Annotated in this window: 19 protein-coding genes; 6 read left to right on the forward strand and 13 right to left on the reverse strand. The window is 59.7% G+C overall.

What is annotated here, in order from left to right; translation table 11 throughout:
* Positions 1-195 precede the first annotated feature (195 nt).
* Positions 196-2,145: a BCCT family transporter gene (locus AB4N43_RS18870; RefSeq protein ID WP_231986537.1), complete on the forward strand. Its 1,950-nt coding sequence runs from the start codon at positions 196-198 to the stop codon at positions 2,143-2,145.
* 199 nt (positions 2,146-2,344) lie between these two features.
* Here AB4N43_RS18870 and choV read toward each other — a convergent pair whose 3' ends face one another.
* The 3 genes from choV to AB4N43_RS18885 all read right to left on the reverse strand — a co-directional run bounded on the left by choV (position 2,345) and on the right by AB4N43_RS18885 (position 5,379).
* Positions 2,345-3,523 (reverse strand): choline ABC transporter ATP-binding protein, encoded by a 1,179-nt coding sequence (gene choV, locus AB4N43_RS18875; RefSeq protein ID WP_027926638.1) that lies wholly within the window; start codon positions 3,521-3,523, stop codon positions 2,345-2,347.
* The gene (gene choW, locus AB4N43_RS18880; RefSeq protein ID WP_027926639.1) at positions 3,520-4,365 is read right to left on the reverse strand and encodes a choline ABC transporter permease subunit; all 846 of its coding nucleotides are present in this window, start codon (positions 4,363-4,365) and stop codon (positions 3,520-3,522) included. Before choW ends, choV begins: the two co-directional genes overlap by 4 nt.
* 66 nt (positions 4,366-4,431) lie before the next feature.
* The gene (locus tag AB4N43_RS18885; protein ID WP_027926640.1) at positions 4,432-5,379 is read right to left on the reverse strand and encodes a choline ABC transporter substrate-binding protein; all 948 of its coding nucleotides are present in this window, start codon (positions 5,377-5,379) and stop codon (positions 4,432-4,434) included.
* Positions 5,380-5,814: 435 nt separating this feature from the next.
* Between AB4N43_RS18885 and AB4N43_RS18890 the strand changes: the two genes are divergently transcribed.
* A complete protein-coding gene (locus tag AB4N43_RS18890; protein ID WP_027926641.1) occupies positions 5,815-7,191 on the forward strand; it encodes an L-serine ammonia-lyase in 1,377 nt (458 codons plus the stop codon).
* A 540-nt stretch (positions 7,192-7,731) separates the two neighbouring features.
* Positions 7,732-8,835: a choline metabolism transcriptional regulator GbdR gene (gbdR, locus tag AB4N43_RS18895; protein ID WP_027926642.1), complete on the forward strand. Its 1,104-nt coding sequence runs from the start codon at positions 7,732-7,734 to the stop codon at positions 8,833-8,835.
* 87 nt (positions 8,836-8,922) lie between these two features.
* On the opposite strand, the gene AB4N43_RS18900 is transcribed toward gbdR, so the two are convergent.
* The 6 genes from AB4N43_RS18900 to choX all read right to left on the reverse strand — a co-directional run bounded on the left by AB4N43_RS18900 (position 8,923) and on the right by choX (position 14,390).
* Positions 8,923-9,186 (reverse strand): hypothetical protein, encoded by a 264-nt coding sequence (locus AB4N43_RS18900; protein WP_027926643.1) that lies wholly within the window; start codon positions 9,184-9,186, stop codon positions 8,923-8,925.
* A 388-nt stretch (positions 9,187-9,574) separates the two neighbouring features.
* Positions 9,575-10,738: a gamma-butyrobetaine dioxygenase gene (locus tag AB4N43_RS18905; protein WP_460151797.1), complete on the reverse strand. Its 1,164-nt coding sequence runs from the start codon at positions 10,736-10,738 to the stop codon at positions 9,575-9,577.
* A gap of 14 nt (positions 10,739-10,752) precedes the next feature.
* Positions 10,753-11,229: a thioesterase family protein gene (locus tag AB4N43_RS18910; RefSeq protein ID WP_460151798.1), complete on the reverse strand. Its 477-nt coding sequence runs from the start codon at positions 11,227-11,229 to the stop codon at positions 10,753-10,755.
* Between the two features lie 123 nt (positions 11,230-11,352).
* Entirely contained in the window at positions 11,353-12,318 is a 966-nt protein-coding gene (locus AB4N43_RS18915) for an L-carnitine dehydrogenase (protein WP_027926646.1), read from the reverse strand.
* 136 nt (positions 12,319-12,454) lie between these two features.
* A complete protein-coding gene (locus tag AB4N43_RS18920; RefSeq protein ID WP_027926647.1) occupies positions 12,455-13,342 on the reverse strand; it encodes a beta-keto acid cleavage family enzyme in 888 nt (295 codons plus the stop codon).
* 103 nt (positions 13,343-13,445) lie between these two features.
* Positions 13,446-14,390 (reverse strand): choline ABC transporter substrate-binding protein, encoded by a 945-nt coding sequence (choX, locus tag AB4N43_RS18925; RefSeq protein WP_027926648.1) that lies wholly within the window; start codon positions 14,388-14,390, stop codon positions 13,446-13,448.
* Positions 14,391-14,598: 208 nt separating this feature from the next.
* Between choX and AB4N43_RS18930 the strand changes: the two genes are divergently transcribed.
* Positions 14,599-15,558: a GlxA family transcriptional regulator gene (locus AB4N43_RS18930; RefSeq protein WP_027926649.1), complete on the forward strand. Its 960-nt coding sequence runs from the start codon at positions 14,599-14,601 to the stop codon at positions 15,556-15,558.
* Between the two features lie 136 nt (positions 15,559-15,694).
* On the opposite strand, the gene AB4N43_RS18935 is transcribed toward AB4N43_RS18930, so the two are convergent.
* The 4 genes from AB4N43_RS18935 to AB4N43_RS18950 all read right to left on the reverse strand — a co-directional run bounded on the left by AB4N43_RS18935 (position 15,695) and on the right by AB4N43_RS18950 (position 17,320).
* The gene (locus tag AB4N43_RS18935; RefSeq protein WP_027926650.1) at positions 15,695-16,111 is read right to left on the reverse strand and encodes a DUF3010 family protein; all 417 of its coding nucleotides are present in this window, start codon (positions 16,109-16,111) and stop codon (positions 15,695-15,697) included.
* 32 nt (positions 16,112-16,143) lie between these two features.
* Positions 16,144-16,467, reverse strand: a complete 324-nt coding sequence (locus AB4N43_RS18940) for a helix-turn-helix domain-containing protein (protein WP_027926651.1) — start codon at positions 16,465-16,467, stop codon at positions 16,144-16,146.
* The gene (locus tag AB4N43_RS18945; RefSeq protein WP_027926652.1) at positions 16,451-16,705 is read right to left on the reverse strand and encodes a type II toxin-antitoxin system RelE family toxin; all 255 of its coding nucleotides are present in this window, start codon (positions 16,703-16,705) and stop codon (positions 16,451-16,453) included. Before AB4N43_RS18945 ends, AB4N43_RS18940 begins: the two co-directional genes overlap by 17 nt.
* A gap of 213 nt (positions 16,706-16,918) precedes the next feature.
* Positions 16,919-17,320 (reverse strand): lysozyme inhibitor LprI family protein, encoded by a 402-nt coding sequence (locus tag AB4N43_RS18950; RefSeq protein WP_027926653.1) that lies wholly within the window; start codon positions 17,318-17,320, stop codon positions 16,919-16,921.
* Between the two features lie 234 nt (positions 17,321-17,554).
* On the opposite strand from AB4N43_RS18950, the gene AB4N43_RS18955 reads away from it, so the two are divergent.
* Complete coding sequence (locus AB4N43_RS18955) at positions 17,555-18,532, forward strand: dipeptidase (protein ID WP_008033250.1); 978 nt, start codon at positions 17,555-17,557, stop codon at positions 18,530-18,532.
* 164 nt (positions 18,533-18,696) lie between these two features.
* Positions 18,697-19,227, forward strand: coding sequence for a DUF5943 domain-containing protein (locus AB4N43_RS18960; protein ID WP_007947752.1), 531 nt, complete (start codon positions 18,697-18,699; stop codon positions 19,225-19,227).
* Positions 19,228-19,235: the final 8 nt, after the last annotated feature.

Raw genomic sequence — 19,235 nt, forward strand, 5'->3', positions numbered from 1 at the left:
CTACGCCTTGGCGTTCCGGGCTTCGGGCTTTTTTCGGGGTGTCTTTATATCACCCGTCGGTCGGCTGCCCACTAACCGATTAGTCGGGTACCGCGTTGCCTTGTGTTCTTCTCTCGCACTGCCTGGAGCATCTGTGCCATGAGTTCTGCCTCTCTTATAAAGACCCCACCCGATAAGGTGACGGTCAACGGTTGGGTGTTCTACACCTCTACCGCGTTGATCCTGTTGTTGACCGCCATTCTGATCATCGCCCCGCAAGAGGCCGGCAGAGTGCTCGGTATTGCCCAGGCCTGGTTGTCCCGCAGCTTCGGCTGGTACTACATGGTGGTGATCGCCGCTTACCTGGTGTTTGTGGTGGGCCTGGCGTTTTCGTCCTACGGCAAACTGAAACTGGGCAGCAAGGACGATACCCCGGACTTCAGCTACGGCGCCTGGGCGGGGATGCTGTTCTCGTCGGGTATCGGCATTTCGCTCCTGTACTTCGGTGCCTCCGAGCCGCTGGACCACTACTTCAACCCGCCCGAAGGCGTGGCCGCGAGCAACATGGCCGCCCGTCAGGCCGTTCAACTGACGTTCCTGCACTGGGGCCTGCATGGCTGGGCGATCTACGCACTGGTCGGTCTGGCCGTGGCTTACTTTGCCTACCGCCACAACCAGCCGCTGGCGCTGCGTTCGGCGTTGTATCCGCTGGTGGGCGAGCGTTGGGTCAAAGGCGCGGCCGGTCATGCGGTGGACGGCTTTGGCATGTTCGTGACCTTGCTGGGGCTGGTGACGAACCTGGGGATTGGTTCGCTGCAAGTGTCTTCCGGGTTGGAAAACCTGTTCGGCATGGAGCACAGCAACACCAACCTGCTGATCGTGATCATTGTGATGAGCACCGTGGCGACCATCGCCGCCGTGTCCGGTGTGGAAAACGGTATCCGCCGTTTGTCCAACCTGAACATCGTGCTGTTCAGCGGTTTGCTGATTTTTGTCCTGTTGTTCGGCCCGACCCTGCACCTGCTCAACGGCTTCGTGCAGAACATCGGCGACTACCTGAACGGCGTGGTCCTGAAGACCTTCGACCTCTATGTGTACGAAGGCGACAGTGAGAAGTCCGACCGCTGGTTGGGCCTGTGGACCCTGTTCTACTGGGCCTGGTGGATTTCCTGGGCGCCATTTGTGGGCATGTTCATCGCGCGTATTTCCCGTGGTCGCACGGTGCGTGAACTGGTGGCCGGCGTGCTGCTGATTCCGCTGGGCTTCACCCTGGCGTGGCTGTCGATCTTCGGTAACTCGGCCCTCGACCTGGTGATGAACCATGGGGCGGTGGAGCTGGGGAAGACGGCGCTCGAACAGCCGTCCATGGCGATCTACCAGTTGCTTGAGCATTACCCGGCGTCGAAGGTTGTGATCGGCGTGTCGATTTTTGTCGGTTTTGTGCTGTTCCTGACCCCGGCGGATTCCGGCGCGGTGATGATGGCCAACCTTTCGTGCAAGGGCGGTAATGTCGACGAAGATGCGCCGCACTGGCTGCGGATTTTCTGGTCGGCGGTGATTACCCTGGTGACCATCGGCCTGCTGTTCGCCGGTAACTTCGAAGCCATGCAAACCATGGTGGTGCTGGCCGGTTTGCCGTTCTCGGTGGTGCTGGTGTTCTTCATGTTCGGCTTGCACAAGGCCATGCGCCAGGATGTGCAGATCGAGCAGGAGCAAGCGGAGTTGGCTGCGCGCGGTCGTCGTGGTTTCAGCGAGCGTTTGACTCAGTTGGACCTGCAACCGAACCAGTCGATTGTTCAGCGTTTCATGGACAAACAAGTCAGCCCGGCGCTGGAAGATGCGGCGGTGCAATTGCGCGGTCAGGGTCTGGATGTGCAGACGTTGCTGGGCAAGTCGAAACGCTGCATGGGCGTGCGGATCGAGATGGAAGAGGGCAACCCTTTTGTCTACGAAGTGAGCCTGGACGGCTATCTGGCGGCGGCGAGTGACACGGCGTCGGCTGAAAGCGCTGATGAACCGCGCGCACGCTACTACCGCGCCGAGGTGTACCTGCACAACGGCAGCCAGGATTACGACTTGATGGGCTTCACCCAGGATCAGATCACCCGTGATGTGCTCGATCAGTTTGAAAGCCATCGGCAGCTCCTTGGCCGTGTCTATAGCTAAACCTTGATAGGACGCGGTATTTCAGTCTGAAACGCCGCGTCCTATCCATCGCGGGCAAGCCCGCTCCCACAGGATTGTCACCGTCCTTGTGGGAGCGGGCTTGCCCGCGAAGGGGCCATCACTAGCAAAGCAGCTTGACCCGATGTCCCGATAAACAAAAACGCCGCGATCCTCTCGCGGCGTTTTTGTGTCTGCTGCCTTACCCCAGGTTCTTGCCGAGCAGCGCGTGATACAGCTCGCTGTCGCCGAGAATCCCGACCACTTTGTTGTTGTCGTGAAGCACCAGTTTGTTGCCGGTCTGATAACGAATCTGCAACGCATCGCGCATGCCGATGTTCGAGTCCACCAGCGTCGGCCGACGACCCAGACCTTCCACCGCTTGCCCTGGAATCCAGTTCTGCAGGTCCAGGCTCGCGCCGTTCTGGCGGGCGCCCTTGATGGTGTTGCCTTCAGCCAGGTCCAGCCACGAATCGCCGCCCGGATCGAGGCACACCGAACCGTTGATGCGCTTGCAGTTGTCCAGCGTGCGCATCAGGCTGCGGCCGCACAACACGTTCAGCGGGTTGGTGTGCGCGACGAAGGTCCGCACGTAGTCGTCCGCCGGGTTCAGCACGATCTCTTCCGGCTTGCTGTACTGAATGATCCGGCCGTCTTTCATGATCGCAATGCGGCTGCCGAGCTTCAGGGCCTCATCGAGGTCGTGACTCACGAACACGATGGTCTTGCTCAGCTTGCGTTGCAGTTCCAGCAATTCGTCTTGCAGGCCCTGGCGGATCAGCGGGTCGAGTGCCGAGAACGGTTCGTCCATCAGCAGAATGTCGGCGTCCATCGCCAGTGCGCGGGCCAGGCCCACACGTTGCTGCATACCGCCGGAAAGCTCGTTGGGTTTCTTGTTGCGCCATTGGGTCAGGCCCACCAGCTCAAGCTTGTCGTCCACCAATGTGCGGCGTTCCTTCTCGGGACGCCCCTGCATTTCCAGGCCGAAACTGATGTTTTCACGAACGGTCAACCAAGGCATCAGGGCGAACTTCTGGAACACCATCGCAATGCGTTTGGTGCGCATCATTTTCAGTTCTGCCGGGGTGCAGGAGGCGATGTCGATCTGCTTGCCTTCGTGCTCGACGAACAGCTTGCCGCGGCTGACGGTGTTGAGGCCGTTGATGCAGCGCAGCAGGCTGGACTTGCCGGAGCCGGACAGGCCCATCAGTACGCAGATTTCACCTTTTTCGACGTCCAGGCTGGCCTTTTCCACACCAACGATCTGCCCGGTCTTTTTCAGGATCTCGTTACGGGTCATGCCTTGATCCAGCAGTTTGAGTGCCTCGCGTGGATCTTTGGAGAAGATTACGTCGACGTTATCGAAGCGAATAATGCTCATGCGTCACCCCCTACTTTGGCGTCGGGTTGTTTGCAGATACGGTCGAGCATGATCGCCAGCAATACGATCGCCAGGCCCGCTTCGAAGCCCAGGGCGATATCAGCAGTGTTCAGTGCGTTGACCACGGGTTTGCCCAGGCCGTCGGCGCCTACCAGTGCCGCGATCACCACCATCGACAGCGACAGCATGATGCACTGGGTAATGCCGGCCGCGATGCTTGGCATGGCGTGGGGCAATTCAATCCGTGAGAGCAGTTGACGTCGCGAGCAGCCAAAGGCCTTGCCAGCGTCCATCAATTCTTCCGGTACATCGCGAATGCCCAGGTAAGTCAGGCGGATAGGCGCGGCAATCGCGAACACTACCGTCGAGATCAAGCCCGGGACCACACCCAGACCGAAGAGGGTCAGGGTAGGAATGAGGTACACGAAGGTCGGTACGGTCTGCATCAGATCGAGCACCGGACGCATCAATGTGTAGAACATCGGTTTGTGCGCGGCGACGATGCCCAACGGCACGCCGATGACCACGCAGACCAGGGTGGCGAACAGCACCTGGGCGAGGGTTTCCATGGTTTCCTGCCAGTACCCCAGGTTGAGGATCAGCAGGAAGGAGGCGATGACGAAAACCGTCAGTCCCCACTTGCGTTGAATGAAGTGTGCCAGTAGTGCGATGAGGCCGATCAATGCCAGCGGGTTGAACCAGGTCAGCGCAAAAGTCACGCCGTGGATCATCGTTTCCAGTGTCACGGCGATTGCGTCGAAGGTGTTGGCGCCGTGTTGCGTCAACCATTCAACGAAGCCCGCGATGTACTGGCCTAAAGGGATTTTCTGATCAATCAGCATGGTAGTGAACGTCCGCATGCAAGGAAATAAACAGCCCGGACGGCCGAAGCCGTCCGGCGTAAGCGATTACTGCGCGAGCTTGGCTTTCACGGCCTCCAGGCCTGGTTTACCGTCAATGGTGGTCACGCCAGCGAGCCAGGTATCGAGGACCTGTGGATTCTTTTTGAGCCAGGCCTTGGCGGCCGCGTCAGGCTTCATCTTGTCGTCCAGGATGTTGCCCATCAGAGAGCTTTCCATGTCGACGGTGAATTCCAGGTTCTTCAGCAGTTGGCCGACGTTGCTGCATTCCTGGGTGTAACCCTTGCGGGTGTTGGTTGCCACGGTGGCGGCGCCGAAGTCGGGGCCGAAGAAGTCGTCACCACCGGTGAGGTACTGGATCTTGAAGCGCTTGTTCATCGGGTGCGGCGCCCAGCCGAGGAAGACCACGGCGGTGTCGCGCTTCTGCGCGCGATCGACCTGCGACAACATGCCGGCTTCGCTGGACTCGACCACTTTGAAACCAGCGTCTTTAAGGCCGAAGGCGTTCTTGTCGATCATACTCTGGATCAGGCGGTTACCGTCGTTACCTGGCTCGATGCCGTAGATCTTGCCGTCGAGCTCTTTCTTGAATTTGGCGATGTCGGCGAAGTCATGCAGCCCTTTGTCGTACAACGCTTGCGGCACGGCGAGGGTGTACTTGGCGCCGGTCAGGTTGGTGCGCACCACATCGACGGTGCCGGCATCGCGGTAGGCCTTGATGTCGTTTTCCATGGTCGGCATCCAGTTACCCAGGAAGACGTCCATGTTCTTGCCGTCGGCCAGGGACTTGTAGGTCACCGGCACGGAAATCATCGTGGTTTTGGTCTTGTAGCCGAGGGCGTCGAGCACGACGCTGGTGGTAGCGGTTGTCGCGGTAATGTCGGTCCAGCCGACATCGGAGAAGTTTACGGTACTGCACTGAGCGGGTTCTGCAGCGTGAGCCAGTAACGGCAGACTCAGCATGGCGGCCAACAACAACGACGGGGAACCTTTCATGGATGGACTCCTTGGTGTTTTTTTTGGCAGTGTTCCGACTGGACCACCGCACTTATAGGTTGCGGTTGGATGGCGTTTTGGAGACAGCTCTACCACGGCGCCTTGCAATCGAGTCGATACGATCATGTACCAGTGAAAATCTGACGCCTACAGGGTGCGTCGTAACCAGTACAGGGAGGGTCGCATCCAGTGTCGGTGACGTCGTTTACAGCTTTTTTCAGCCCTCTTTTCCCCTCTGATCCGCTAAAAAACGGCGAAAACATTGCGTCGCCGCCCTGCGGCGTTGGTGGGCATGAGTGCGTCGGTGTGAGACGTCGAACGACATGACAAAAGCCTGATGATGCGGCCATCTCGGCGGATTGCAGCTTGAGCGTAGCAGCTCCGCCACTGGGCGCCTTTGCGTCTGGAGTCGGCACATCCAGGAGTTCGGCAGTAATGGCTATCAGTGTTTTCGACCTGTTCAAAATCGGCATCGGTCCTTCCAGTTCGCACACCGTGGGGCCTATGCGGGCCGCCGCGCTGTTTGTCGAGTCGCTTCGGGACAAGCATCTACTGGAGCAGGTGCGACGGGTCGAAGTTCAACTTTATGGTTCGCTGTCGGCCACCGGCATCGGTCACGGCAGCGACAATGCCGTCATCATGGGCCTGATGGGCGAATGGCCGGATGCGATCGATCCGTCGCAAATCGGCATTCGCATCGAAACCCTGCGTGAAACCCACATGTTGCTGCTCGACGGTCGCTTGTCGGTGCCGTTCATTTGGGCGCGGGACATGCGCCTGATCGACGAAAACCTGCCGTTCCACCCCAATGCCATGACCCTGATCGTCGAAGGCGATCACGGTGAGCTGCATCGCGACACCTACTATTCCGTCGGCGGTGGTTTTGTCGTGGATGAGGCCCAGGCGTCCAGCGGCGTGGTCGATCTGGACCGCACCGTGTTGCCGTACGATTTCTCCAGCGCCGTCGAACTGTTGAGCCTGTGCCAGACGCACAACCTGCGCGTGGCTGAATTGATGATGGCGAACGAGAAGGTCTGGCGCAGTGAAGAGGAAATCCGCGCCGGTCTGATGAAGTTGTGGCGTGCCATGCAGGATTGCGTCGACCAGGGCCTCAAGCACGAAGGCATCCTGCCCGGCGGCCTGAATGTGCGCCGTCGCGCGGCGAAGTTGCACCGTAGCCTGCAGGAACTGGGCAAGCCCAATGTGATCGGCTCGACCTTGAGCGCCATGGAGTGGGTCAACCTGTTTGCGCTGGCGGTCAACGAAGAGAACGCCGCGGGTGGGCGCATGGTCACGGCGCCGACCAACGGCGCGGCGGGGATCATTCCGGCGGTGTTGCACTACTTTATGAAGTTCAGCGAGGCGGTGACGGACGCCAACGTGGTCGACTATTTCCTCAGTGCTGCGGCGGTGGGCATTCTGTGCAAGAAGAACGCCTCGATCTCCGGCGCCGAAGTCGGTTGCCAGGGCGAAGTGGGTTCGGCTTGCGCGATGGCGGCAGCGGGGCTGGCGGAGATTCTCGGTGCCACGCCGGAGCAGTTGTGCAATGCGGCGGAAATCGGCCTGGAACACAACCTCGGCCTGACATGCGACCCGGTGGGTGGACTGGTGCAAGTGCCGTGCATCGAGCGCAACGCGATTGCCGCGGTGAAAGCGATCAACGCGGCGCAGATGGCGCTGCGTGGGGATGGTCAGCACTTTATCTCGCTGGACCGGGTGATCCGCACCATGCGTGATACCGGCGCGGATATGCATGACAAATATAAAGAGACATCGCGGGGTGGGTTGGCGGTGAGCGCGGTGGAGTGTTGAGACCGAGTTGACGCCATCGCGGGCAAGCCCGCTCCCACAGGATTTGTTGTGTATTCAAAAACTGATGCGCACCACAAATCCCTGTGGGAGCGAACTTGCTCGCGATGGCGTCAGACCAGTCAAAACTGCGCGCTAAATGAACACCCGATTCAAAACACGCCACCTTTTAGCGCGTCGCTTACAGATAAGCCCCTTTCCGAATCACAGGGATCCAAACCGGCCCTGACCACTCGTCACCCGTGCTTGCGGTGACACTCTGTCCCGGCACCTCGCAGCCCTGTTCCCACAAGTGCTACCGATTTGCTCACGCCCCGCAAGGCAGGGCGTCTATCGCCGATAATGGCACTTATATCCACCCGTCGCCGCGCGGCTTATATAGACATGTCGCGACGTCGTTTTCAGGAGTTATTGAACGCGCATTCAATTTTAGGCATGGCATTTGCTCTGTCATTACAAAGCCCGTCTCCCACGCGAGAACGATGGCAATAACAAGAGCCTCCGCCTGAGGCCATCACCCGCTTTGTGTGAGGAGATACCGCGATGACGACGTCCAACTCCGGGGCTCAACCCCAGAACCGTGCGCCTCAATCCATCGGCTTTCTGCTGTTGGACAATTTCACGCTTATTTCTCTGGCCTCCGCAGTTGAACCCCTGCGCATGGCCAACCAATTGTCCGGCCGCGAGCTGTATCGCTGGTCCACACTCACCGTCGATGGCGGCCAGGTCTGGGCCAGTGACGGTCTGCAGATCACCCCCGACTGCTCCATGCACAAAGCCCCACCCCTGGACACCATCATCGTCTGCGGCGGTATCGGCATCCAGCGCACCGTTACCCGTGAACACGTGTCGTGGCTGCAAAGCCAGGCGCGTCAGTCCCGTCGCCTCGGCGCGGTATGCACCGGCAGCTGGGCCCTGGCCTGCGCCGGCCTGCTGGACGGTTTCGATTGCAGCGTGCACTGGGAATGCCTGGCCTCGATGCAGGAAGCTTTCCCGCGTGTGGCCATGAGTACCCGCTTGTTCACCCTCGACCGTAACCGTTTCACCAGCTCCGGCGGCACCGCGCCACTGGACATGATGCTGCACCTGATCAGCCGCGATCACGGCCGTGAACTGTCCGCCGCGATCTCGGAAATGTTTGTCTACGAACGCATCCGCAACGAGCAGGACCATCAGCGTGTGCCACTCAAGCACATGCTCGGGACCAACCAGCCGAAATTGCAGGAAATCGTTGCGCTGATGGAAGCCAATCTGGAAGAGCCGATCGACCTCGACGAACTGGCGGTGTACGTCGCCGTTTCGCGTCGACAGCTTGAGCGCCTGTTCCAGAAATACCTGCACTGCTCGCCGTCGCGCTACTACCTGAAGCTGCGCCTGATCCGCGCCCGGCAGTTGCTCAAGCAAACGCCGATGTCGATCATCGAAGTGGCATCGGTGTGCGGTTTCGTGTCGACGCCGCACTTCTCCAAGTGCTACCGCGAATACTTCGGCATTCCGCCGCGTGACGAGCGCGTAGGTTCCAACACCACGCAACAGGTGGCGATGATGCCGCTGCCGCAAGCACTGGTGCTGTCGCCATTGTCGGGGCCGTTGTCGGCGTTGAGTCAGGCGCGTAACGAGTCGACTTTCGCTAGCGTACGGCTCTAGACCGCGCTGGCTTCATCGCGGGCAAGCCCGGCTTCTACAGGATCACGCTGTACTGTAGGAGCCGGGCTTGCCCGCGATGGCGGTTTATCAGGTTCTAGGGCTCTGTTGATACTCCGCCAACGCTGGCAGCAATTGCCTGTCGATCGCCTGACGCACTGCCGGCAGGATGGTCGCGCTGCTGGTGTACATATTCTTGACCATCTTGCGCAGTTCATATGCCCGGGCATCGTCCAATCCCCTTACCGCACACTCGCAAGCCTGTTCGGCTGTGGCACCGCTCGGCACTTGAAAACCCAACGATTTCAGCTGGCCCAACAGGTCTTCCTGGTCGATCAAATCGGCGTACATCATGACGCAATCCTTCTTCAGGGAACGGTGTCTTGGCTCGATTCTGGTAGGGGGACGAAGTGGCGGCAAGGGCGATTTGTCGCAATGGCCGCAATACCTATGAGCATGTCGTTTTCGGCTAACTTGTGAATCAAGGGAGTGGGCACACTGGACTCAGCTGGCAACACGAAGGTTTGGTCACCCTCGCGCAACGGCTCCTCAACAGTACCCTCCTCAGCTCCGATCCTGTCACGGCTTGATCGGGGTTTTTTTTGCCTGTGAATCAGGGCGGGATGGGGTGTCTGGATTTAAGCCATCGCGAGCAGGCTCACGCCTACACTCAACCGTATTCCTCTGAAAGAACCCGGTCAACGGCAGGAGTGAGCCTGCTCGCGATGAACGATGACGCGGTCTAGCGTTGCAACACCAGGATCCGCGACAACAACTCATCACGGTCGACATAGCACCCCTGAAAATGCCGGGCGCCACTGGCGGGATCAAACGCATTGCGCGCATGCAGCGTACGACGGTTATCAAAACACCACAGCTCGCCCGGGCTCAGCCGCGTCATCACCCGAAACCGTGCTTCCCGAGTCATCGCAATGAACCGCCGGTAAGCGTGATACAGCCCGGGCATCTGCTCCACCGACGCATCAAACGGTCCGCGCAGGAAGTTCGCCATGCGGATTTCCGACACCTGCCCCCGTGCATCCAGCGCGATGATCGGCGCCAGGCAACGGTAGTCGCTGTGACGGTCCTTGTTGCGGAACTCCACAGGGATTTCACAGAGACTTTTAAACGCCTCGGGGTCCTCATTGCGCAAGGCATCGGCGATGGCAAAACCGTCGACAAAAATACTCTCGCCACCGTCGGCATCATTGACCAGGCAATGCAGGAATTGCAGCCCTGGTTGCAGCTCCCGGGTCGGCAGATCGCTGTGCAACGGCAGGTTGAAAGCGGTGTAGGCATTGCTGTCGGCATCGGCCTTGGATTGCACGTTGAACAGCACGCCGAAATTGCTCTCGCGGATGAAGGAAATCCGCTGGGCGATCAGCTTCAGCGAGCCCGGTTCAGTGGGTACGCCGCGCACTTGAGTCAGGCCGATATCGCGCACTGCCAGTAGCCATTGCAGCAGGGCGTCGTTGTCATTCATCAATGCCTGGTAATCGAACACCGGCAGCTGCAAATCCTGCTGCCACAGCCTGGCCTTGGGTTTACGCGCCTCCCGTTCGGCGCGGGATTCATCGTCATAGGCATGGGCGCGCAGCCAGCCGGGGTCGAAGCGGCTGAGATGGCCGTCCTGCCAATCGACGCAGAGACAACCTTCAGCATCGACGCGAGAGTCGGAGGGCAACAGGGTTTCGGCGACATCGACGATTTCCAGCACTTGCTCGCGGGTCACGGTATAGACGCATTGCGGGCAGGGGCAGTTGTCGCGCAACCACTGATGATGAAAGGGGCTGACGCGACCGTCCGCCCAGCTCACTTGAATTCGGTCCGCCAGGGTGTGCACGGCGGTCAACGCGCTGATCAACGGGTAGGTACGGAAGTCGGCAAAAGCGGCGGCGGTGTTCAATGGCGATCTCCTTGTTATTTTTTTTGGGGTAAAGCGATCACTCGACCAATGTACTCGGGGGTGGGCAAGTCAGTCTGCTCGGCGACGATGGCTTGCAGCTTGCTCAGCGACAGTTCACTGAAGGGCGCGGATCGCGGCCCGGCAAGGTCGACGTGCAGCAACATTTGCTCGTTGCCGGCCAGCTCCTTGTCGTCACCGACCCGATGCAGGCTGTGGTAGAGGTGCAGGCGTTTGCTGTCGTGACCGATGATGTGCGTGTGCACTTCGACGTCGGCGTCGAGCTTCACTTCGTGCAGGTAATTGAGGTGCAGTTCGAGGGTGAACAGCGAGTGGCCGCTGGCTTCGCGGTTGTTGCTGTCGAGCCCTAAGCGATCCATCAGCGCGTCGGTGGCGTAGCTGAAGATCAGCAGGTAGAAAGCGTCGCGCAGGTGGCCGTTGTAGTCGACCCAGTCGGGGATGATGCGTGTTTGGTAGGTGGTGAGGGTGGGCATGATGAGGATCCAGAATATAGGGAGATCGGGCTGCCGCTATCGCGAGCAAGCTCGCTCCCACAAGGACTGCGCAAAACCTGTGGGAGCGAGCTTGCTCGCGATGGGGCCAGTCCTGCCAGTTCATTACTCGCTGAAGGCCATCCCATGCTTTTCTTTGGTGGTCTTCACCGCTTCCAGCACCGCCAGCAGGCAATCATCACGATAGCGCTCCAGCGCCGAAATGCTGTGCGTGCCTAACTGATCAGTGGTGCCATCCACCACATCATCGATCAATTTGTCGGTCAGCTCCGGCGCTGGCAAATAGGTCCACGGCAACTGCAACGCCGGACCGAACTGCGCCATGAAGTGGCGCATCCCGGCGTCACCGCCGGCCAGCGTGTAGGTCAGGAACGTGCCCATGAATGACCAGCGCAACCCCGCGCCAAACCGAATCGCGTCGTCGATTTCACCGGTGGTTGCCACGCCATCGTTCACCAGGTGCAGCGCCTCACGCCAGAGCGCTTCGAGCAAGCGGTCGGCGATAAAGCCGGGCACTTCCTTGCGCACATGCAGTGGACGCATGCCTAGGGATTCATACACTTTCATCGCCGCTTGAACGGCTTCGGGCGCAGTGTTTTTGCCACCGACCACTTCCACCAGCGGCAGCAGGTAGACCGGGTTGAACGGGTGGCCGACCACACAGCGTTCCGGGTGGGTTGCGCTCTCGTAGAACTCGCTTGGCAACAGGCCAGAAGTACTCGAGCCGATCAAGGCATTGGGCTTGGCGGCGGCGCTGATTTTGCTGTGCAGTTCCAGTTTCAGATCGAGGCGCTCGGGGGCGCTTTCCTGAATGAAATCCGCATCGCGTACGCATTCTTCAATCGTCGCGACAAAGCGCAGGCGATCCTGAGAAGCACCAGGCGCCAAGCCTTGTTTCTCCAGTGCGCCCCACGCGTTGGCGACGCGTTTGCGCAGGGCGGCTTCGGCACCGGGCGCCGGGTCCCAGGCGATCACGTCAAGGCCATGGGCGAGCGCGCGGGACACCCAGCCGCTGCCGATGACACCGCTGCCCAGGGCTGCGAAGGTTTTGATTTCGGTGATAAAAGTCATGGCGACGTCCTGAAAGAATTCGGTGGTCCCGTAGGAGTCGAGTTGCGAGCGATGGCGTCGGTAAATCCGGCACATTTTTGCGGCCGGGATACCGCAATCGCGAGCAAGCTCGGCTCCTACAGAGAGAGGGTTTGGGTTAACCGCGCTTGGTCAGGCCCATTTTTTCCCGGCCTTGCGCCGGCGTCAGAACCCGGGCGCCGAGGCGGCTGAGGATTTCGCCGGCGCGTTCGACCAGTTGGCCGTTGGTCGCCAGTACACCCTTGTCCAGCCAGATGTTGTCTTCCAGACCCACCCGAACGTTGCCGCCGAGCAGCACCGCTTGCGCTGCCATCGGCATCTGCATGCGACCGATACCAAAGCCTGCCCACACGGCATTGGCCGGCAGGTTGTCGACCATGGCTTTCATGGTGGTGGTGTCGGCCGGTGCGCCCCACGGGATGCCCAGGCACAGCTGGAACAACGGGTCGTCGAGCAGGCCTTCCTTGATCAACTGCTTGGCGAACCACAGGTGACCGGTGTCGAAGATTTCCAGCTCGGCTTTCACGCCCAGCTCTTGAATGCGTTTGGCGCCGGCACGTAGCTGGGCCGGGGTGGACACGTAAATGGTGTCGCCATCGCCGAAGTTCAGGGTGCCGCAATCGAGGGTGCAGATTTCCGGCAGCAGCTCTTCGACGTGGGCCAGGCGGGTCAGCGGGCCGACCAGGTCGGTGTTCGGGCCGAACTCCATCGGGTTCTCGCCGGCGCCGATTTCCAGGTCGCCGCCCATGCCGGCGGTGAGGTTGACGATGATGTCAACGTCGGCCTCGCGGATGCGCTCCATCACTTCACGGTACAACGCCACGTCACGGCTGAACTTGCCGGTTTCGGGGTTGCGCACGTGGCAGTGGACCACGGTGGCACCGGCCTTGGCGGCTTCCACGGCGGCGGCGGCGATTTGTTTCGGGGTGACCGGCACGTGTGGGCTCTTGCTGGTCGTGTCGCCAGCACCGGTGAGTGCGCAGGTGATGATGACGTCGTGGTTCATTGGGCGGTTCCTTACAGGCGAGTGTTTTTCAGGAGAAAAGCCGGACGTAATAGTCCCGTTCGCAGCCCGCTCGGGCTGCGAATCGGTGGTTCGGTTCCAGGATTTATTTACTGGTCAGTTGCAGGTTTTCAGCCGCTGGTTTGCCATCGAAGGTGGTCACGCCTTCGAGCCAGCGCTGCTTGTCTTGCGGGTGATCTTTCAGCCATTGCTTGGCCGACTCGAAGGCGTCCTTGTGATCCAGCAGCGGCTGCATCATCCGGCTCTCGTCTTCGGCGGTGTAGGTCAGGTTGCTCAGCAAGCGACCGATGTTCGGGCACTGCTCGGCGTATTTCGGCGCGGTGACGGTCCAGACCGTGGCCATGCCTTCGTTTGGACCGAGGGCGTCGTCACTGCCGGTGAGGTAGGTCATCTTCACGTTGACGTTCATCGGGTGCGGCGCCCAGCCGAAGAACACCACGGCCTCGTTGCGGCGCACGGCGCGATCCACGGCGGCCAGCATGCCGGCTTCGCTGGACTCGACCAGCTGGAATTTGCCGAGGCCGAACTGGTTCTTGGCGATCATCGCCTTGATCTGGGTGTTGGCGCCCGAGCCAGGCTCGATGCCGTAAATCTTGCCGCCCAGTTCCTTCTCGAACTTGGCGATGTCGGCGAAGGTTTTCAGGCCCTTGTCGGCGAGGTACGTCGGTACGGCGAGGGTCGCGCGAGCGTCTTTCAGGCTCGGGGCTTGCAGCACTTTGACCTGGTTGCCATCGACGAACGGGGTGATGGTCTGGGTCATCAGCGGGTTCCAGTAGCCGAGGAACAAGTCCAGGCGCTGGTCGCGGATCCCGGCGAAGATGATTTGCTGGGACGCGCTGGTTTGTTTGGTGTTGTAGCCGAGGCCATCGAGCAGGACCTGGGTCATGGCGCTGGTGGCGATTACATCGGTCCAGTTCACTACGCCCATGCGTACGTTCTGGCACGATGCGGGTTCGGCGGCCATGACGCTGGCGCTCAGCAAAGCGGTACCACTGAGTGCAAGAACACAGCTGCTGATCAGTCGTTTCATCTCAGGTTCCTCGGCAGTTCGTTTATTGTGAGTTCCGGTGTCTGATGCGCCGGTGATGCCAAGTTACGCAGCTAAGCCCCCATGAAAGCGCACCACGGCGACCAGCTCTTGCACTGCAGCGACCTGTCCTCTTGAATGCCGCTTGCAAGTGGCGTATCAACGTCAAACGCTACCCGCCCTGACGTTACCCGCCTATCGAGTGCGCTCCATGTCCCAGGATTTCTACTTCTTGTTGATGCCGGGTTTCTCGGCGATTGGATTTATCTCGGCCATCGAGCCGCTGCGGGTCGCCAATCGCTTTCGCGGCGAGCTGTATCGCTGGCATGTATTGAGCGCCGACGGCGGGGCGGTGCTGGCCAGCAATGGCATGTCGGTCAACGCCGACGCGGCGCTGGAGCCGCTGAAGAAAGGTGCAACCCTGTTGGTGGTCGCCGGTTTCGAACCGCTGAAATTCGCTACCCCGGCGCTGGAACACTGGTTGCGCCGGCTGGACAACGAAGGCGTGACCCTCGGCGCCATCGACACCGGCAGCTTCATTCTCGCCGAGGCCGGCCTGCTCGACGGCCATCGCCTGACGCTGCACTGGGAAGCCATCGACGCGTTCAAGGAATCGTATCCACAGCTGAGCGTCACCCAGGAGCTGTTCGAAATCGACCGCCGCCGCATCACCTCGGCCGGCGGCACCGCCTCCATCGACCTGATGCTCGACCTGATCGCCCAGGCCCATGGCCCGGAACTGGCGATCCAGGTCAGCGAACAATTCGTGCTCGGGCGCATCCGCCCGCGCAAAGACCACCAGCGCATGGAAGTCGCCACGCGCTATGGCATCAGCAACAAGAAGTTGGTGCATGTGATTGGGGAGATGGAGCAGCACAGCGAACCACCGCTGAGTACGCTTGAGTTAGCCGAATCGATCAAGGTGACGCGGCGCCAGTTGGAGCGCCTGTTTCGGTTGCACCTGAACGACACGCCGAGCAATTTCTACCTGCGCTTGCGGCTGGAGAAGGCCCGGCAGTTGCTGCGACAGACGGACATGAGTGTGCTGGAGGTGAGCATTGCGTGCGGTTTTGAATCGCCGTCGTATTTCACCCGCAGCTATCGGGCGAAGTTTGCGCGGTGCCCGCGCGAGGATCGCCGACGGCTAGGGGATGGGCGAGAGCTGGTCTGAGCACAGATTCCAACAACAAGAAAACCTGTGGGAGCGAGGCTGCTCGCGAATGCAATCTGTCAGCCGCCATTGATGTCGACTGACCCACCGCTTTCGCGAGCAGGCTCGCTCCCACAGTTATGATTTGGTGTGGATCTTATTTCTTCATTAAAGCCGAGCAGGCTGCTTTGTAGGCTTCATGCTGATACTTGTTCAGCGTCGCCGGCAGTTCCACGTTGTGCTTCTTGCTCTGCGCATTGATCGTCTGCGGCGACAGCAGTGTCACCTCGCAATTTTCCAGCAGCTGAAACACACCCTCGATCTTGAACGTGGTCGGTCCACCGGCGAACTCGCCTTTCTTGCTGCGCTTCTTGATCGCGATCCGGTCGATGGAGTTCTCGCGTACAAACGACGCCACCTGAGCGGCGAAGACTTTGACGTTCGCGGCTTCGTCGTCATCGTCGAGGGCGATTTTCTTGGTGGGCAGGGCTACGTGACTCAGCGTCTGACCGTCCAGGGACGCGACGGCAATGATCGCTTCGCTGCCTTTGATTTCGATGCCGCAGATTTTCATTTCGATCCCTTTCACAAATGGTTGTGTGCAGCCTACAGCTCAAGTTGATTAGCCGTGATGCCAAACGCCGCGGCAATTTTCTCGCGGGTGGCCTTGCGAGGCTTCGCTACAGTCTCTTGCTGGGCAAAAGCAGGTTGAGAAATGCCCATGCGTTTGGCCACCTCATCCTGTGTAAGGTTCAGGTGCTCACGCCAGGCGCGAATCGGCGTCGCGCCATCGACGATGCGGCTGACCACTTCATGGGGAATCAGATCGGGCTCAATCTTCTGCGCCACATATTGCGCATAGGGAATGACCACAAACGCAGGATTCCCCTCTGCGTCATTGATGATTTGAACGTCAGTAGGTGCGTTCATCGCGTTTTTTGACCTCTTGAATACTGACCACTTTGATTGCGCCATCCCAGTCGAACATGACTCGATAGTTACCCACTCGAAGTCGATAGGCGTAGTCATGACCGACCAGTGCTTTGACATTGCCTATATCAGGCATGTCAGTCAGCACCGTGACGGCATCACGAACCTGGATCTGGTGAACGGAATGCAATTTCAGAAGCTGCTTAACGGCCTTTCGAGTCCAGTGAATGCTGTTCATGGGAGAATATAAGTCTTTTATAAGATTTTCCAATCGTTACTTATATTTCTCTCTCGGCCAATTAACGAAGCATGTCGGGATGTTACCCAGGCAATAGGGTCTGCTGCGAGGTGTAGGGAGTGCTGTAGGTTCAGTCAGCAAGGTTTGTAGGAAACAGCATCTCTTGAGAATCGAAAGCCGGCGAAGGTGCCAGCTTCTGACGGAAATACAGCGTCACTCCTGCCCAATCGACTCCAAAAACTCCGACCGCTCATCACTCATCCGCGCCACGCAATCATTCTGCGCAATGGTGAATGCCTTGCTACCACTGGTCGCCGGAAACGCTTCAACCGCGCAATCCGCATCCCGGGTCTTCAGCCATTGCTGTTGGGCGGCTTTGAGTTTGGCGGTGATGTCGGCCAGTTGTGCCGGGTTCTTGCCGTAGGCCGTTTGCATGCGTTCGGCCAGGCCCTGGTAGTTTTCTTTGAGCAGGTCTTCGGCGGTGGTTCGGCTAAAGGCCGAGCATTCGAGGGTCTGGACGTCGTTTTCGACTTTGTCGCAGGGGTTGTCGTCGGACTCTTCTGCCGCGTGTACGCCGGTCGCTATCAGTGCCAGAGCCAGGAAGATCGATTTCATTGCGTCGCCGCCTCAATCCAATAGTGCATTCAGTAATGCCGCGAATTCTGGCCCATGCGCAGGCCCTTGAACAGGTGGGCAATCGTGCCCCGCGGCGACCCTTTGTCGCGGATTGACGCTTTCGGCAAACCCCCTGTCGTTTTTGCACCCGGCTGCCCCGTCCCTCAGGCATATGCTGGCCCCAAAGCGCCGGCACACGATTCGGCGCATGAATTGCTAATAGGGGACAGCCTGATGAGCCCAGCCGAATTGCACGCCGACAGTATCGTTATCGACGGGCTGATTATCGCCAAGTGGAACCGTGAACTGTTCGAAGACATGCGCAAGGGCGGTCTGACCGCAGCCAACTGCACCGTGTCGGTGTGGGAGGGCTTCCAGGCCACCGTCAATAATATCGCCGCCAGTCAGAAGCTGATCCGCGAGAACAGCGACCTGGTGATTCCGGTGCGCACCACCGCCGACATCCGTAAGGCCAAGGAGCAGGGCAAGACCGGCATCCTGTTCGGCTTCCAGAATGCTCACGCGTTTGAAGACCAGATCGGCTATGTCGAGGTGTTCAAGCAGCTCGGCGTCGGCATTGTGCAGATGTGCTACAACACCCAGAACCTGGTGGGCACCGGTTGCTACGAGCGCGATGGCGGCCTGTCGGGTTTCGGCCGTGAAATCGTCGCCGAGATGAACCGTGTGGGCGTCATGTGCGACCTGTCCCACGTCGGCTCGAAAACCTCCGAAGAAGTCATTCTCGAATCGAAGAAGCCAGTGTGCTACTCGCACTGCCTGCCGTCGGGTCTGAAAATCCACCCGCGCAACAAGTCCGACGAAGAACTGAAGTTCATCGCCGATCACGGCGGTTTCGTCGGCGTGACCATGTTTGCGCCGTTCCTGGCCAAGGGCATCGATTCGACCATCGACGACTACGCCGAAGCCATCGAATACACCATGAACATCGTCGGCGAAGACGCCATCGGCATCGGCACCGACTTCACCCAGGGCCATGGCCAGGACTTCTTCGAATACCTGACCCATGACAAGGGCTACGCCCGCCGCCTGACCAGCTTCGGCAAGATCATCAACCCGCTGGGCATCCGCACCGTCGGCGAGTTCCCGAACCTGACCGAAACCTTGCTCAAGCGCGGTCATTCCGAGCGCGTGGTGCGCAAGATCATGGGCGAGAACTGGGTCAACGTCCTCAAGGATGTCTGGGGCGAGTAAACCCCTTTCAAACAACGATTCCTGTAGCAGCTGCCGAGGTACGAGGCTGCGTTGCGGTCCGCAGGACCGCCCTCGGGGGCCGCTTCGCAGCCCAACGCAGCCTCGCAGGCTCGACAGCTGCTACGGGACAACAGCACAACGAATTTTTCTGGAGTTAAGTTTCCATGGCCAAGATCGCCCCGCAATTGCCAATCGAAGTCGACAGCGAAACCGGTGTCTGGACCTCCGACGCCCTGCCAATGCTGTACGTACCGCGTCACTTCTTCGTCAACAACCATATGGGCATCGAGGAAGTGCTGGGCGCCGAAGCCTACGCCGAAATCCTTTACAAGGCCGGCTACAAATCCGCCTGGCACTGGTGTGAAAAAGAAGCCGAATGCCACGGCCTGGAAGGCGTCGCGGTGTTCGAGCACTACATGAAGCGCCTGTCGCAACGCGGCTGGGGGCTGTTCAAGATCCAGGACATCGACCTCGACAAAGGCACTGCCAGCGTCAAGCTCGAACACTCGGCGTTCGTCTACGTCTATGGCAAGGTCGGGCGCAAGGTCGACTACATGTTCACGGGCTGGTTTGCCGGTGCCATGGACCAGATTCTGCAAGCCCGCGGCAGCAAGATCCGTACGGTTGCCGAGCAAGTCTACGGTGGCTCCGAAGAAGGCCACGACGACGGTTTGTTCACCGTCAAGCCGTTGTAAGTCGAGGA

The sequence above is a fragment of the Pseudomonas sp. S2_B07 genome, from assembly GCF_054668435.1.

What these genes read in the sequence shown, in the direction of transcription:
- choV (WP_027926638.1), bottom strand. Translation starts at nt 3,523, where the DNA reads ATGAGCATTATTCGCTTCGATAACGTCGACGTAATCTTCTCCAAAGAT.
- choW (WP_027926639.1), bottom strand. Translation starts at nt 4,365, where the DNA reads ATGCTGATTGATCAGAAAATCCCTTTAGGCCAGTACATCGCGGGCTTC.
- AB4N43_RS18885 (WP_027926640.1), bottom strand. Translation starts at nt 5,379, where the DNA reads ATGAAAGGTTCCCCGTCGTTGTTGTTGGCCGCCATGCTGAGTCTGCCG.
- AB4N43_RS18890 (WP_027926641.1), top strand. Translation starts at nt 5,815, where the DNA reads ATGGCTATCAGTGTTTTCGACCTGTTCAAAATCGGCATCGGTCCTTCC.
- gbdR (WP_027926642.1), top strand. Translation starts at nt 7,732, where the DNA reads ATGACGACGTCCAACTCCGGGGCTCAACCCCAGAACCGTGCGCCTCAA.
- AB4N43_RS18900 (WP_027926643.1), bottom strand. Translation starts at nt 9,186, where the DNA reads ATGATGTACGCCGATTTGATCGACCAGGAAGACCTGTTGGGCCAGCTG.
- AB4N43_RS18910 (WP_460151798.1), bottom strand. Translation starts at nt 11,229, where the DNA reads ATGCCCACCCTCACCACCTACCAAACACGCATCATCCCCGACTGGGTC.
- AB4N43_RS18915 (WP_027926646.1), bottom strand. Translation starts at nt 12,318, where the DNA reads ATGACTTTTATCACCGAAATCAAAACCTTCGCAGCCCTGGGCAGCGGT.
- AB4N43_RS18920 (WP_027926647.1), bottom strand. Translation starts at nt 13,342, where the DNA reads ATGAACCACGACGTCATCATCACCTGCGCACTCACCGGTGCTGGCGAC.
- choX (WP_027926648.1), bottom strand. Translation starts at nt 14,390, where the DNA reads ATGAAACGACTGATCAGCAGCTGTGTTCTTGCACTCAGTGGTACCGCT.
- AB4N43_RS18930 (WP_027926649.1), top strand. Translation starts at nt 14,599, where the DNA reads ATGTCCCAGGATTTCTACTTCTTGTTGATGCCGGGTTTCTCGGCGATT.
- AB4N43_RS18935 (WP_027926650.1), bottom strand. Translation starts at nt 16,111, where the DNA reads ATGAAAATCTGCGGCATCGAAATCAAAGGCAGCGAAGCGATCATTGCC.
- AB4N43_RS18940 (WP_027926651.1), bottom strand. Translation starts at nt 16,467, where the DNA reads ATGAACGCACCTACTGACGTTCAAATCATCAATGACGCAGAGGGGAAT.
- AB4N43_RS18945 (WP_027926652.1), bottom strand. Translation starts at nt 16,705, where the DNA reads ATGAACAGCATTCACTGGACTCGAAAGGCCGTTAAGCAGCTTCTGAAA.
- AB4N43_RS18950 (WP_027926653.1), bottom strand. Translation starts at nt 17,320, where the DNA reads ATGAAATCGATCTTCCTGGCTCTGGCACTGATAGCGACCGGCGTACAC.
- AB4N43_RS18955 (WP_008033250.1), top strand. Translation starts at nt 17,555, where the DNA reads ATGAGCCCAGCCGAATTGCACGCCGACAGTATCGTTATCGACGGGCTG.
- AB4N43_RS18960 (WP_007947752.1), top strand. Translation starts at nt 18,697, where the DNA reads ATGGCCAAGATCGCCCCGCAATTGCCAATCGAAGTCGACAGCGAAACC.